The 15,292-nt window shown below is 34.7% G+C and carries 16 protein-coding genes; 3 read left to right on the forward strand and 13 right to left on the reverse strand.

What is annotated here, in order from left to right; genetic code table 11:
• Positions 1–226: 226 nt before the first annotated feature.
• The 4 genes from PMI10_RS05660 to PMI10_RS05680 all read right to left on the reverse strand — a co-directional run bounded on the left by PMI10_RS05660 (position 227) and on the right by PMI10_RS05680 (position 6,269).
• Positions 227–3,388, reverse strand: a complete 3,162-nt coding sequence (locus PMI10_RS05660) for an efflux RND transporter permease subunit (protein WP_007805526.1) — start codon at positions 3,386–3,388, stop codon at positions 227–229.
• Between the two features lie 11 nt (positions 3,389–3,399).
• Positions 3,400–4,617 (reverse strand): efflux RND transporter periplasmic adaptor subunit, encoded by a 1,218-nt coding sequence (locus PMI10_RS05665; protein WP_007805528.1) that lies wholly within the window; start codon positions 4,615–4,617, stop codon positions 3,400–3,402.
• Positions 4,618–4,863: 246 nt separating this feature from the next.
• A complete protein-coding gene (locus PMI10_RS05670) occupies positions 4,864–5,457 on the reverse strand; it encodes a TetR/AcrR family transcriptional regulator (protein ID WP_007805531.1) in 594 nt (197 codons plus the stop codon).
• A 584-nt stretch (positions 5,458–6,041) separates the two neighbouring features.
• Positions 6,042–6,269, reverse strand: a complete 228-nt coding sequence (locus PMI10_RS05680; RefSeq protein ID WP_007805535.1) for a DUF2683 family protein — start codon at positions 6,267–6,269, stop codon at positions 6,042–6,044.
• 147 nt (positions 6,270–6,416) lie between these two features.
• Between PMI10_RS05680 and PMI10_RS05685 the strand changes: the two genes are divergently transcribed.
• On the forward strand, positions 6,417–6,860 hold the full coding sequence (locus PMI10_RS05685; protein ID WP_007805537.1) for a cupin domain-containing protein: 444 nt from the start codon (positions 6,417–6,419) through the stop codon (positions 6,858–6,860).
• Between the two features lie 111 nt (positions 6,861–6,971).
• Here the strand turns inward: PMI10_RS05685 and PMI10_RS05690 are convergent, their stop codons facing one another.
• From PMI10_RS05690 to PMI10_RS05700, 3 genes are all read right to left on the reverse strand, one after another.
• Entirely contained in the window at positions 6,972–7,397 is a 426-nt protein-coding gene (locus PMI10_RS05690; RefSeq protein ID WP_007805539.1) for a response regulator, read from the reverse strand.
• Between the two features lie 128 nt (positions 7,398–7,525).
• Entirely contained in the window at positions 7,526–8,893 is a 1,368-nt protein-coding gene (locus PMI10_RS05695) for an amidohydrolase family protein (RefSeq protein ID WP_035631459.1), read from the reverse strand.
• A gap of 279 nt (positions 8,894–9,172) precedes the next feature.
• Positions 9,173–9,505 (reverse strand): winged helix-turn-helix transcriptional regulator, encoded by a 333-nt coding sequence (locus PMI10_RS05700; protein ID WP_007805543.1) that lies wholly within the window; start codon positions 9,503–9,505, stop codon positions 9,173–9,175.
• 105 nt (positions 9,506–9,610) lie between these two features.
• On the opposite strand from PMI10_RS05700, the gene PMI10_RS05705 reads away from it, so the two are divergent.
• Positions 9,611–9,988, forward strand: coding sequence for a nuclear transport factor 2 family protein (locus PMI10_RS05705; RefSeq protein WP_007805545.1), 378 nt, complete (start codon positions 9,611–9,613; stop codon positions 9,986–9,988).
• Positions 9,989–10,074: 86 nt separating this feature from the next.
• Entirely contained in the window at positions 10,075–10,464 is a 390-nt protein-coding gene (locus tag PMI10_RS05710) for a nuclear transport factor 2 family protein (RefSeq protein WP_007805547.1), read from the forward strand.
• 154 nt (positions 10,465–10,618) lie between these two features.
• Here the strand turns inward: PMI10_RS05710 and PMI10_RS05715 are convergent, their stop codons facing one another.
• The 6 genes from PMI10_RS05715 to PMI10_RS05740 form a co-directional block, all read right to left on the reverse strand.
• The gene (locus tag PMI10_RS05715) at positions 10,619–10,990 is read right to left on the reverse strand and encodes a DUF1801 domain-containing protein (RefSeq protein ID WP_238539447.1); all 372 of its coding nucleotides are present in this window, start codon (positions 10,988–10,990) and stop codon (positions 10,619–10,621) included.
• A 314-nt stretch (positions 10,991–11,304) separates the two neighbouring features.
• The gene (locus tag PMI10_RS05720) at positions 11,305–11,649 is read right to left on the reverse strand and encodes a cupin domain-containing protein (RefSeq protein WP_007805557.1); all 345 of its coding nucleotides are present in this window, start codon (positions 11,647–11,649) and stop codon (positions 11,305–11,307) included.
• Between the two features lie 2 nt (positions 11,650–11,651).
• Positions 11,652–12,092 carry a DoxX family membrane protein gene (locus tag PMI10_RS05725; RefSeq protein ID WP_035631460.1) on the reverse strand — a complete coding sequence of 147 codons (441 nt, stop codon included), beginning with the start codon at positions 12,090–12,092 and terminating at the stop codon, positions 11,652–11,654.
• A gap of 274 nt (positions 12,093–12,366) precedes the next feature.
• Positions 12,367–13,167 (reverse strand): AraC family transcriptional regulator, encoded by an 801-nt coding sequence (locus PMI10_RS05730; RefSeq protein WP_007805559.1) that lies wholly within the window; start codon positions 13,165–13,167, stop codon positions 12,367–12,369.
• A 68-nt stretch (positions 13,168–13,235) separates the two neighbouring features.
• On the reverse strand, positions 13,236–14,789 hold the full coding sequence (locus PMI10_RS05735) for a glycerol-3-phosphate dehydrogenase/oxidase (protein WP_007805560.1): 1,554 nt from the start codon (positions 14,787–14,789) through the stop codon (positions 13,236–13,238).
• Positions 14,790–14,844: 55 nt separating this feature from the next.
• A complete protein-coding gene (locus PMI10_RS05740; protein WP_007805561.1) occupies positions 14,845–15,240 on the reverse strand; it encodes a VOC family protein in 396 nt (131 codons plus the stop codon).
• Positions 15,241–15,292: the final 52 nt, after the last annotated feature.

Here is a 15,292-nt window from a genome sequence, read left to right on the forward strand (position 1 = left end):
CACATAGCTTATCTATGTGTGGAAACTTGTTTCTTTTGATCTCTTTTTTCGACACAAAAATCTATGTTTCTATGTGTTAAAGTGATTTTTTTTTAATTTCACCCAACGGGTTAAATTTCTGTGCAAGTATCTTTTTTGGATTCAAGATCTCTTGAAATTTTATAGGATATGTAAGCGATGCCAATAATAATGGCTACCAGAATTGTCGTTATATAATTTTCCATTTTTATTTTTCTTCGTTATGAATTACGGCAACTGGTCTTCCAGAAACCTTTTCTTGTAAATATTGGAATACGATGAATAAAACCGGGATGATCAACAACCCAAGAATTACTCCCGAAACCATACCTCCGGCTGCACCTATACTAATCGAATGGTTACCCTGAGCCGATGGTCCTGTGGCACTCATCATTGGAATTAACCCCACGACGAAAGCCAGTGATGTCATAATAATTGGTCGTAAACGCAGTTTTGCTGCATCTATTGAAGCTTTGACTAATGCCTGACCGGATTTTCGTTTTTGGACGGCGAACTCGACAATCAGGATGGCATTCTTGGCAAGCAGTCCAATTAGCATGACAAGGGCAACTTGTACATAAATATTATTTTCGATTCCTGTTAAGCCAATGGCCACAAATACACCAAATATTCCCGCAGGTATTGATAAGATTACGGCCAAAGGCAAAATGTAACTCTCATATTGTGCTGCAAGCAGGAAGTAAACAAATATCAGACACAGCATGAATATCGTTGCCGACTGACCTCCGGAAGAAATCTCTTCGCGGGTTTGTCCTGAAAATTCATATCCATAACCGGCTGGCAATTGCTGGGCAGCTACTTCTTCGATTGCTTTGATGGCGTCTCCGGAACTAAAACCGGGTTTCGGAATTGCATTGATCGAAATTGAGTTGAACAAATTGTATCTCGAAGCTGTTTCAGAACCATAAATACGGGTTAGTTTTACCAGTGTATTTATTGGAACCATTTCACCATTTTTATTTTTTACAAATACACGGTCTATAGCTGACGGATCTGCTCTGTCAGCAATATCTGCCTGAACAACCACTCTGTAATATTTTCCAAATCGGTTAAAATCAGATGCCTGTGCACTACCAAAATAAGCCTGCATGGTTTGCAGAATGTCTTTGACTTTTACACCTAATTGATCTGCTTTTTCATCATTGATATCCAATTGTAATTGAGGATAATCTGCTTTGAAACTCGTAAAGGCAACAGCAATTTCCGGACGTTTCATCAATTCACCAATGAAGTTCTGCGAGATTCCGCTAAACTTATCCAGTTTACCGCCTGTTTTATCCTGCAGTACTAAATCTAAAGCTTCAACATTACTGAAACCCGGAACGGTTGGAAAACTAAATACGAAGAAACTTCCTCCTGAAATAGTGCCTAATTTGCCACGAACTTCATTCATGATTTCATCAATATTTTTAACTTTTCCACGCTCTTCATTCGGTTTAAGCAATACGAAAACAACAGCTGAAGACGGACTGGTAGAATTTGTCAATAAGTTGAAACCTGAAATAGCAGTTACAAATCGTGATGCATCCAAACCTCTTAAAGTATTTTCAGCCTCAGTCATTATTTTTTGAGTTCCGTCAAGAGATGTCCCTGAAGGTGTATTTACTGCGATTGCGATAAAACCCTGATCTTCTGTCGGAATAAACCCTGCCGGAGTTGTTTTAACCATTACAACCGTAGCGAAAGTAATTAAAACCAACCCGCCTAAACTAACCCATTTGTTACGGATTAAGAATTTTAATCCACCCACATAACGGTTAGTTAACGATTCAAAACTATTATTGAATCCGGTAAAGAATTTTTCTTTAAATCCTTTTTTTACGTATAGAGCATCACCATGAGCTGCATGATTATCTTTTAAGAATAAAGCGGCCAGGGCAGGGCTTAAAGTCAAAGCGTTTACTGCTGAAATTACAATTGCAATCGCCATCGTAAAAGCAAACTGACGATAGAATACCCCGGTTGAACCTTCCATAAAACCAACAGGTAAGAATACAGCAGCCATTACCAGCGTAATCGAGATAATAGCACCCGTAATTTCGTGCATCGCTTCGTGTGTAGCTACTTTTGGAGACAGATGTTTATGTTCCATTTTGGCATGTACCGCCTCGACGACGACAATCGCATCATCGACCACAATACCAATTGCTAAGATTAAAGCGAACAATGTCAGTAAGTTAATCGAAAATCCGAATAACTGCATGAAGAAGAACGTACCCAAAATCGCTACCGGAACCGCAATTGCCGGAATTAATGTCGATCTAAAATCCTGAAGGAAGATAAATACAACGATAAATACTAATATAAAAGCTTCGATTAAAGTATGCTCAACCTGTGCAATAGACTGATCCAGAGAAACTTTTGTACTATAGAAAATATTATGTTTTATTCCGGCAGGAAAATCTTTAGAGGCTTTAACCATCAGCTTGTTGATCGCAATCTGAATATCATTTGAGTTAGAACCTGCCAGCTGAATAACCCCAATAACAATTCCTTTTTTACCATTTAAACGTGTTAAACTGTTGTAGGAGTACGCACCAAGTTCAACTCTCGCAACATCCTTTAATCGAAGGACAGACCCATCAGTATTAGAACGAATTGCAATATTTTGATAATCTTCCGGTTTGGTTAGCTTTCCTTTGTATTTGATTACGTATTCGAAAACCTCTTTACTTCTTTCTCCAAATTTACCAGGAGCAGCTTCCAGACTTTTGTCCTGAATAGCTGCCATAACTTCGTTTGGCGTAACATTGTAAGTTGACATTTGTGTCGGGTTTAGCCACACACGCATTGAGTAATCTTTTACACCACCAAAAATACTGGCAGAACCTACACCCGGAATACGTTTAATCTCCGGAATAATATTAATTTGAGCATAATTGGCAACAAAAGTCTGGTCGTATTTAGATTCATCATCGGTATACATACCGATTGCCATAATAAAACTGTTTTGTTGTTTTGCAGTAATTACACCTTGCTGAACTACTTCTGCAGGTAACTGGCTCGTTGCCTGAGCAACCCTGTTCTGAACGTTTACTGCTGCCTGATCCGCATCTGTACCAAGTTTAAAGAAAACGGTAATAGCTAAAGTACCATCATTACTGGCAGTTGAGCTCATATAAGTCATATTCTCAACACCATTTATAGATTCTTCCAGAGATGGTGCAACAGAACGTAAAACCGTTTCTGCGTTTGCTCCCGGATACACTGCCGTTACCAAAACCGATGGAGGTGCAATATCAGGAAACTGTTGTAAAGGCAATTTTGTAAGACCGAGTATACCTAATATCACCAATAAAATGGAGATAACGGTTGCCAGTACGGGTCTTTGTATAAATATTTTGAACATTTGCGTAAAAATTATTTTTTGTTAATTATTTGAGCAACTTTAGCAGTTGATTTCTCAGGTTGAATTACCTGACCTTCCTGAAGTTTGTCGATACCGCTTAATACAATTTGATCACCGGTTTTTACACCGTCTTTAATAAGATAGTTGGTACCGCTTTTACCAATAACTGTGATTGGCATTTTAGTAACCTTGTTTTCTTTGCCTACCGTAAAGACGAAAACTTTATCCTGCATTTCGATTGTAGCAGATTGAGGAACCAAAATAGCATCGTCATGTTGTAATCCTAAACGGATTCTTCCTGTATTTCCTGAACGCAAAGTTCCGTTTGCATTTGGAAAAGTTGCTCTTAAAGTAATAGCACCGGTATTTTTATCAAATTGACCATCTACCATATCAATTTTTCCTGTTTGAGGATAAGCGTTATCATCAGCTAATATTAAAGAAACCGGAGGTAATTTTTTGATTTTGTCTCCAATGCTGCTTCCTGCATATTGTGCTTTAAAGTTGATGAAATCAGTTTCTCCCAAAGAGAAATAAGCATATACTTCATGAACATCAGAAAGTGTAGTCAAAGCTTCAATATCTGTTGCGGAAACTAAACTTCCTTGTTTTTTAGGCAATCTTCCAATGTAACCGCTCACAGGAGCTGTAACATTCGTATATCCTAAATTGATTTTTGCAGATGCTACCATTGCTTTTGCCTGTTCGATATTGGCAGCCGCAATTTTTTGAGATGCTTTAGCCGTTTTTAACTGATAATCAGAAACGACTTTGTTTTGTACCAAAGGAGTTAGTTTATCTACTTCTAACTGAGCGTTGATTAAAGCAGCTTCCGCAGCATGAAGGCTCGCTAAGGCATTATTTAATTGCTCACGGAAAGGACGTTCGTTTATTTTGAATAAAGATTGCCCTTTAGAAACATAAGCACCTTCATCTACCAAAACGCGGTCCAGGTTTCCGCTTACCTGCGGACGGATTTCAACATCAACAGTTCCTTGTATAGAAGCAGGATATTCAGCGTCAGTAGTAGTGTTTTCGCTTGTTATTGCCAAAACCGGCAAAAGCGGTGCAGGTGCAGCAGCAGGCGCCTGCGATTTATCTGCACAACTGCTAAGAACAAGTGCGAGGATAAAACTGGTTATAATTACATTTTTCATTTTCATATTGGTTTTAATTTGTTGGACATTCCCGTTTTTAAAATTTTTATCTGAGGTATTCTGAATATTCATATTTAATTCTATTAAATTTTCTAACGTTGTTAAGTAAATTGATCTAAAAATCCATATAATGATGCTTTCCAATTCTGTTTCATAAATCGGTATTAAATTATTTATCGCTGTTAAGTGATTGGATAAAAAAAGCCTTTATATTATGCTAATTAAATTATTTATCACTGTTAAGTAAAAGAATAAAAAAAGGTTTTCTAATTTACCCATTAAATCATTTATCACTGTTAAGTAAAAATGAAATTTTTTTTATTGTATTGATTTTATGATTCCCCCAATCGCATCTTTTAGAATCTGATTGTTGATAGTTTCCATAAGGTCACTTTTGTTGATGATGTTAATCGCAATCAAGCCATGAATGACAGAAAAGAAAGTAAAATATTTTTGTTTGATAATTTCTTCGGTCGGGTTGCTGTTTTTCATGATTTCAGCAATAACATCTGTAAATAGCTTGTAAGGTGTTTTTGCAGCATCACATTGTTCCGTACAGCAATTCATCTGAACGCCAAACATTACCTGGTACATCTCGGTATCCGTAAAGGCAAAATCCCAATAAGCCATCCACATGGCCTCTATCTGTTCTTCCGGTTTTTCAAATTTAGATTTAGCATTTTCCAGCTCTTTTCCCAATTTGACAAAACCTTTACCGGTCAATTCTCTTAAGATTGCATCTTTATTAGAAAAGTATTCATAAATTATAGGAGCAGTGTATTCGATTCTGTCGGCAATCTTTCGCATACTCAGACCATGCCAGCCTTCTTCTTTAACGATAGCATAAGCAGCCTCAAGAATGTTATTTCTTGTCTCTTCTTTTTGTCTTAAAATACGATCTTTACTTGCCATTTTAAATAGTATTAAATAATCTAACACTGTTAGGCAAATGTATGGCAGTTTTTTGAAATATGATATAATTAAATTATAATTTTTTCTTATCGTGGTATAGATTGATAACAAAAAATGCTGAAAGCCTTTGATAATAAGGAGTTGTTGAATAATTATTTTTTTAAGAAGCAGTAAGTTTTCGTGTTTCAAGACCATTGGTCCCGCTGTCCACTATATCTTTTATGGCAAACCCTGCCATAAAAGGATACCATTTCCATCGGGGCTAGCCTGAAAGCTTAGTAATTTTATTAACTTTTTTATTTTACAGGATATTTATCAGGATTTTGAGAAGTGTGAAAAACTGCATTTAGAAAAACAGTTTTTGAAATTTCATCAACAATAAAAAAAGCGATATAAGGAAATTTTTTAAAAGGGAAAAAGCTATAATTATTATCGTGAAGTTGATAAAAGGATTTAGCTGTAAAGTTTTGTAAGTCTTTTTGTAGTCATTCAGGAAATCTAAAGCGATCTTTTTATTTGCTTTTAAAATATAATACTCAACAGCTTCTTCAATATTTTTTAATGCAATGGGAGAAACAATAATGTTATAACTCATGCTTATTCTTTAAATCAGTATAAACTGATTCAGCATCAGTGTATAAGTTTTTGTCTGAGTTTATTTGACTATCTAATATTTCTTGTTGTTCAGAAGATAATTTGAAAGGTTTAGTATTAGCAATTTCAAATTTTATTTTCAATGCTTTCATAATAGCTTTTACAGCCTCAATTTGAGAAGCGTCTTCTGTATATGCTATGATGTTAATTACTTGCATAATTTAAAATTTAATAAAGTTTGTATCTCTGTTCATCAAAAACAAAGTTAAGACAAAAGTCTAATCTAATGACTAATCAATAATAATTTATTTTAACCTTCGATTTAGCCAAAAGGCATTTTTTTGTATTATTACACAAAAAAGAAAATGAAACCAACATCAACCATCAAAATAGCAATTCTTGCTTTAATAACACACCAAGCCGTACAATCTCAGGAAGTAAAAAAAGAAACAACTCCGGCCAATCAAAAGTATACAATAGAAAACTGCGTCAATCACTTTGAATTAGACAAAGCTGCCAAAACCAAAGCAGGCTACCAATATTGGTTTGCCGATAGAAATTTCACTCAGGAAAACACGCTCAAAATGAGTATCGTCGAACCCGGAAAATCAACCCACGCGCCACATCATCATGTCGAAGAAGAATTTTTCTATATTTTAGAAGGCTCTGCTTCCTTTTATTTGGATGGAAAAACGACAGTTGTTGGACCGAATACGAGTTTATATTGCCCATCCAATGTTGAACATGGAATAAGTAATGCCGGAAATACTGATTTGAAGTATTTGGTTATTAAGAAGGATTTGAAGTAATTTAAGCATAAAAAAACCGCATAAGTCAGAAGACTTCGCGGAGAGTGTAAAACTTAAAAACTGAAATGCTGTATCAGTTTTATAAAGTATTATGTCTTTTATAAAGGAAATTTATTTTACATAGTTTGGCGACACACATGCTTCCCAATAACTTACAATTGTTTTAATTATTTGTTTTATTTCGTTATAGTTTGAAGGTTTAACAAAAAAGCCCTGAATAGATTTGGAATAAGCATCTACAACATGTTGCTGTTCTGCGCTTGTGGAAAAGAATAAATACGGAATTGATTTAAGTCTTAAATCTTCGTTTTCATGAATTTTTTCACGAAGTTCCATACCACTTAGCCTTGGCATGTTTATATCAGAGAAAATTATAAAAGGCTCAACTTCTGTTGATGTCAAATATTCTAATGCTTTTTCACCTTCAGTAAAAAAGATGATTTCATTTTTATAATCAAGCTCCTTGAAAATATCAGTTAAAATATCCTGATCATCTAAATCGTCTTCAATTATAATAATTGGCCCTCCTTTGTTCATGTTTTTTTGGTGAAGGTAGCTTATTTAATCCAGCGGGCAATTTTTATAATTTTAGAGTGGTATTCATTATCTCTTGTTTTTATCAGTTCAACTTTGCCAGCCTTGTTTTACAAATAATATTGTGTACCTTAGTTTTGCTCGAAAACAATTCCGTCTTTAATTATTGTCTTGCTGGCAAGAAAGTTTTTATAATTATCAAATGGATTTTTGTCCCAAATAAGTAAATCTGCATTCTTTCCTTTTTCAATTGAACCATATTTATTGTCTAAACCCAAAGCTATTGCCCCGTTTATTGTTGAAATCTGTAGAATTGCAGGAATTGTAAATCCATATTCTGATAAAAGTAATTGCTCGGAAATGATTGCCTTGCCGCCACTTGGCCAGTCAGTACCAATCCGAAGTTTGACTCCTTTGTCAAATGACTGTTTTACATAGCCCATAAATATCTTAAAATTCTCTTTGCATCTGGCTGCTTCCTCCGTGGATAGTGAGGTGTCCGTTTTGGTAGAAAAATAAGTTAACCCAAATGGCTCGGCCATCAGATGGATTGATGTAGAAAATGTTGCCTTGTTTTTTGAAAGTTTATCAATCAAAGAATCTATTACTGTTGATTTTTTGTCGTGAATAAAACGAAACATCTCCAATCGCTCTAACTGACGGTTTCGATTTGCAGTGCCCGGAGCATAATATTTTTGCATTTCTAAATTAAAATCTTTTTCATAATCCGGAACATGCCAGACACTGTTAACCAAAGTTAAAATATGTTCATAGTTACGTAAACCAATATCCAACGTTGAATCTATAAACATGATATTCTGGTCAATATGCCCATAAACTTTCATTCCGAGGCTATCGGCTGTTTCAAAAACTGCTTTAAATTCGGGTCTTCGAAGCTTCCAATAAAGCTTTATATGCCTTATGCCCAATTTGTAATATTCTTTAACTTTTTGTTTTGCAGCCAAAGGGGAATCTACAATAGTGTGGTTAATATAGGGTTTACGGCCTTCGTTTGAAATCAGCGCTCCGCCTACTGTGCTAATGTTTAAAGAATTTGGATGGGAATCAGCATGCCAGCTGAGTATCGGCGGCAGCCATTTTTCAGGCTGTCCCATAATCATCGCGGTTGTCACTCCATAAGGTAAAAATGTGTCAGAAAGCCGCTTTCTATAAACTGCTAAAGAGTCTTTTGGTAAATACTCAGGTAACTTTCCATAGGTACGATAAACATCAGTTAGATGAATATGAGTGTCGATAAATCCAGGAGTTACCAGTTTTCCTCCGGCGTCAATAGTTTTTACAGCAGAATAGTTCTTTTGATTCCTTGTTACTTTAGTAATGATACCATCTTTGATTAGAATCGTTTGGTTTAATGTAAGCGCCCCTGTTCTGCTGTCAAAGACATTTGCGTTCTTTATAGCAAGGTCATATTTAGGTGATTGTCCAAAGAAAGTAAGCGTAGTCAAAAAAAAAGCAAGAGTAAACGTAAATAATTTCATAATTGTGAGTCTATTTAAAATCAAATACAATTTCAGTTTGTAAAAAACTACTTCAAATTTAGAAATTATTCGGAGGGTTATCAAAAAAAAAATCAAATACAGGGTCCTTAAAAATCTGATTTTTAGTTTTTTAATAGTCTGAGGCTTTTCTGTTATGTGAAGCCACACTTTGTAGCCAGTTTAAGCACATGTGAAAAAAGAGTTGCGCTAAATTGGGATGATATATAGCAATGTGTGGCGAAGTCGGGAGAATTCGCATACTGTTAGAGGCCGGAAATTTTATATCAAATTTTCTAAACCAAATGATGCTAATGTATCAGCAATTGGTAATGTCTTTAATCCAAGTTCTGTTAAGCTATATTCTACTCTTGGCGGAATTTCCGGATATGCTTTTTTTGAAACTAATTTGTTTTCAACCAAAAAGTTTAATTCCTGGATTAACATTTTCTCGCTAATACCCGGAATGGCTCTTTTTAATTCTCCATAACGGATTACTCTTTCGTTTATTTGAAACAAAATTAATAATGTCCATTTACCGCTAAGTAAGCCTAAAGATTTCCTAACCGGGCAATTCTCGTCTGAAACAAAAATTTTTTTTATATTTTTTTCCATTGATAATCAATTATTCTAACTAATATGTAAGTACCCTACTTATTTGTAGGTACTTGTGCAAAAGTAAGCAATGTCATTACTTTGCACAACAAATAAGTTAGTATTATGGCACAAGAAGAAAAAAACAAGCAAATAGCAACCACGGCTTACCAAAGAATTTTTGGCGATTTAGATATCACTGCAGTAGATGATTACATCAGTAAGGATTTTGTACAACACAACCCCACAATAGCTGATGGGCCAGAGGGAGTAAAAGCACTTTTACAAATGCTTGCCTCACAAGGAGTACAGAAGCAAAAAATTGAATTTAAGCATATTATTGCAGAGGATGATATTGTTATTCTTCATTCACGTTATGAAATGGCAGGAAAGGAATGGAGGTTTATAGATATTTATCGTCTGGAGAATAGCAAGTTTGTCGAACACTGGGATGCTATGATGCAGATGCCGGAGAAACGTGCAAATAATAACTTGATGTTCTAAATAAAATTTGAAGGTTAAAATTAGTATTCGAAGTGTATAATCCACAAAAAAGAAATGGTTCTTTAATAAACAAACAAACAGCAAAAATGACAGTAAAAGAAGTAGTAGAGGCTTATTCAATAGCACTCGAAAAAGGAGATATTCCAACAGCATTTTCGTATTTTAACCCAAACGCAAAATGGCATCAACCGGGAAAAAACAAGTTTTCAGGAACACAAAGCAGTCTTGAAGCTATTGGCAGGATGTTGTCCGATATGATGGGTGCAGCACAAGGTTCACTGGTTATTAAGCCAACAGCTCCGTTAATGGCCAATGGAAATTTTGTTTCGAGTCCGGTACAATTTAGTGCAAAAAGTGGTGACAAAACTATTGAAATGAATGGTAATGATTTGTTCGAAGTGACAGATGGTAAAATTGTTCAGGTTTGGTTATTTTCAGAAGATCAGGATGTTGAAGATGAGTTCTGGGGAAAATAATAAGCTATAATTATTTTATTAGTTTCGTCTTTAAAATTTGAAAGAGTGTCCTTATGGGACGCTCTTTTGTTTTCTATTAATAGCTCACTATTGGAGTTTTATTTTAAGATTTCACATTGATAATCAATACTGCATTTAAAGTTTAATTACTTTATTAAATCATTTCATTCCGTGCTTCAAACCCATGTTGTATTGCCGCTTTAAGTATTTCAATGTTTATATCTTTCAGCGTTTTGAATTTAATGCAATACCCGGTCACACTTGCTTTGCCTATTTTTTTTCCGTACGTTTTAGATAAGTATGTCTTATCATTAATACCAAGAATATAGACAGAGATTCCAGTTTTGTTTGCACTTAGACCAATTTGATAAAACTCTTTGGTTTTTCCATCAGCATATTTTATGGTGTGAAGTCCATATCCTATATTAGGATTAGAAACAGTTTTATTTTCACTGTTTTTACCATCCAGGAACCATAATTTGCATCCTGGTACCATTTCAGGAATGATGCTGTGCAACTCTTGCATGTCACTGCGTTTGGGTTCGGGCTGACTGGTAATATATTCTTTGATTTGTTCTTGCACGTTCATATTTCATATAAAATTATAGATTGCTTTAGCTTCGTTCCGTTCACTGTCGCTCGGGTGTCGTGTAAATTTACGGCTAACTTATAAATATACGAAACAAGTCTTCGCCCATCTATCCAAAATAAGATGTAAACACGAAGGTTTACCTGGTGTTATTCTTTTTAAAATATATTTATTGTTTTTTCATTTAAACAAAAAAGCCTTCAAAAACAAACGTTTTCAAAGGCTTCAGAGTTGTAAGTCTATAAACGAAGTTATTTCAAAATCACGACTTCTTCCGGAACCCTAAACAGCAAAATACAACCCGTTTTAGAAAATACAGAATGTGTACTTCCTGGTGGCATGTACAAATAATCGCCTTTTTTTAATTCGTCTTTTCCGGAGCGGACTTCGCCTTCAAGAACAAAAATTTCTTCTCCCGCAGGATGACTGTGGAGAGGGTAAGAGGCACCGGCTTCAAATTTTAATAAAAATGCTGTAGTCCTGTTTGCTGCCGGATCAAAGCATAAAATTTTTACATAGATTCCATCTGTTTTTACACCTTCTTCAATTAAAGGTTTCCAATTCATTTCGCTGGTTCTTGTAACTTGTTTTTCCATTTTTATTGATTTTTAAGTTGTTTTTTATTTTTTAAAATTTCATCTAAACTCCATCTGTAATTGTCAACAGTTGATAAAAGAAAAGCTGCCATAGAAAATGTAAATACTGAATAATCAAGAGGATCTTTTATTCCAAAGGAATATGTCATGGCGAGTGCAAATACAAAAGTCAGAACTGATGCGCCAACTGAAGCCAATCTTGTTTGACAACCAATCAATAGGAGTAAAGCCAAAAGTATTTCAGCAATAGTAGCTGTGATGGCAATAGTGGGAATAATGCTTTTTGAAGCAAACGAATTTACTTTTTCGGTATAAACCAAAAAACTTTCCCAACCCGAAGAATGTTTTCCCCACAAACCTAACCGACTCGCAACAGCAGATAAAAAACCTGTCGCTAATGTAATTCGTAAAAGAAAAATTGCATGATCCTGATATCTTTTCATATACTTTTGATTAGTAACTAACTCGTTACGTGTAATTTTTAACACATAGAATCATAGTTTTAAAAGCATAAAAAGACGTTTCACTTTATATAAATATCATAGCTATATGAAAAAACGTGGTTTTTATTTGCCCTCAATCGTTAGGATAAAAATCTATGTTTCTATGTGTTAAATAAAAAAAAATACACCTAAATGGTTAGTTATTATTACTGATACAAAGATGTTACAAGTAGTCTTGCTAAAGAATAGAGAATTCCGGAAAAAGCATGTATTATTAATTAAGTGCTTTTTCTTTATAAGATTTTGGAGAGATGCTGGTGTGCTTTTTAAAGAAATTAGAAAAATAAAACGGATCATTAAAACCTAAAGCATAAGCGACTTCTTTGACTGATAATTTTTCATAATTGAAAAGGCGTTTTGCTTCAGAAATAATTAATCCGAAAATGACATTTTGAGCCGTTTTATTGGTGTGAAGTTTTGAAAGCTCATTTAATTTAGATTCTGTTGTGCCGATTAAAGCTGCGATTTCAGTTACGGAAAGATTCTTATCGAAATTCTTCAAAACAGTTTCCAAAAAATGAAGGAATAAAGCATCAGGTTTATAGATTTCATCGCCGCGATTAATTTTGGTGCGGTTGATTTCAATCAGAATCAATTCAATTCGGCTATGGACTGAAATCAGATATTGATAAGGAGTTTCGGTTAATTCTTTTTTGATTTCTTCCAGTTCGTTAATGATCGTTGGGGCGGTATCAACACGAATCATTTCATTCATGGCAAAATGACAAAACAAGCCATTATGAAAAATCAATTCTATATCAGTATCATCTTTACAAAAGAAATTATAGGTGAATTCCAAAATATATCCTTTTGCATTATTGCTGTTTTTGAAATAATGAATCTGTCCGGAAGTAATCGTCAAAACCGAATTTTCGATTAATATAAATTCGTTTTCATCCACAGAAAAAGTGATTGTACCGGAAGTACAAAAAATCAGAACATATTTTAATACGCGTCTTGGCTTTTCTAAATCTGCCGCCTGATCAAATGTTTTTATGGTAATCATTTCCTGCATACTGTTTGATGTTTGAAATTGATAGTATCAAAAATAAGAATATTTTTTTGTTTCTGGTTTCAAATGTCTTACCGTAACAAATACCCCTGAGCTAATTTCTGAAAAGCAACTATTTGTTCTTTCTCCCATTCGGTATTTTTTCCTAATAAAGGAGCTATAATTTCTGCAACAGCTCGTGCAGCTTCTATTGCTGCTCCTGCATCAAGAAAAAGCAATCTGATTCTTCTTGCCAAAACATCTTCAATAGTTAAAGCCATTTCGTTTTTTACAGCCCAGACTACTTCTGCTTTTGTATAAGGATAGGAGGGATGGATTTTTTCAGATAAAGAAATATCTGCTGCAATCATTTGTTGAATCAAATTTGCATCAGAACCATAAACAGCCAAATGAGAATTGATTTTATTATGAGTAAAACCATGAATTTGCAAACGCCTCGTTTTGCAGCGAACATATTTCAAATCCGAAACTTGTATTGCTTTATTGATGGTTTGTTCGGCCATATTTCTGTAGGTCGTCCATTTGCCCCCTGCGACATGAATTAAACCGGAAGGAAGTACTTTAATAATATGTTCCCTTGATAGTAAAGCTGTCTTTTTCTCAGAACCTGCTTTAACCAATGGGCGTAAGCCTGCATAAACACTATTCACATCAGCATAATCAATTTTATGTTTTGTGTATTTGTTAAAATGATTAATAATAAAATGTATTTCTTCTTCCAAAGGTTTTGGTTCTAAGGCTACCTCTTTAACAGGAGTATCAGTAGTACCCAACACTACTTTATCATGCCAGGGAATTACAAATAAAATCCTGCCATCAGAGGTTTTAGGAATCAACATAGCTGATAAACCTTCAAAATAAGACTTATTGAGTACAAGATGAATCCCTTGCGAAGGTGCTATTGTTATTTCTTCATGCCCTTCTGCCTTTTGTAATAATGCATCAGCAAAAACACCGGTTGCATTAACTATAGTTTTCGAATTAATAACATATTCCTGATTTGATAATTCGTCTTTTGCTTTTAAACCAATTATCTTATTATCTTTTTTTATGAAATCAATTACACCACAATAATTTAACACCAAAGCTCCATGCTGAATTGCGGTTTGTGCCAGATTGATTGCGAGTCGACTGTCATCAAACTGTCCGTCATAATACAGGACACCTCCTCTTAAATGAGTCGAATCCAGGTCAGGCAAATGCTTTAGAGTCTCTTCTTTAGAAAGTGTTTTTGTTTTGCCCAAACTGAATTTAGCCGATAAAAACTCGTAAATCCATAAGCCAAAACCATAATACCATTTGTCCCACCATTTATATACTGGTACTACAAAACCTAATTTATGACAAATATGGGGTGCATTTCGTAACATTCGGCCACGTTCCAACAAAGCCTCACGAACTAAATGAATATTGCCCTGCACCAAATATCTTACTCCGCCATGAACTAATTTTGTAGATCTGCTTGAGGTTCCTTTAGCAAAATCGTACTTCTCCAAAAGCAGGGTTTTATATCCACGGCTGGCAGCATCAACTGCACAACCAAGTCCGGTAGCTCCTCCGCCAATTATTACAATATCAAATTCGGTATTCTCACGAAGCTGATTGATTTTTTCTTCTCTATTCATCAAAAAATAAGTTTAAAGGCGAGGTGTTTAGCTGTTCGTGCTTCTTTGTTCACCTTTAAAGACCTTTCATATAAAAAACATTAAACTTATGGCCATCAGGATCTGCAAAAACAAAACCGTAATATCCTTTTCCAAATTCTTCCGGTTCGGAAATAATTTTCCCTCCTGCGCTCTCAACCTCTTTCGCCCAATCGTCTACCTGGTCCTTGCTTTCAGCAGAAAGAGTGTATATAACTTCGTTTGAGACTTGCGAGTCGATTATTTCACCTTTTATACTGGTTTTGAGTATGTCTTTTAAAAAGAAGTGCATTACAAAATCATTTTTACCAATAAGAAAACTTGTCAATTCATTAGACTTACCGTTGGGTTTAAACCCTAATTCAGTATAAAATTTAGTTGTTCGCTCTAAATCGCTTACGGCTAAATTTGACCATATCATTTTCGGATTCATAATTTTTATTTTTTGATTATTAATCTAAGATTGAAGCGATTTGTCACAGCAT

This window comes from Flavobacterium sp. CF136, assembly GCF_000282055.1.
Classification (GTDB): Bacteria; Bacteroidota; Bacteroidia; order Flavobacteriales; family Flavobacteriaceae; genus Flavobacterium.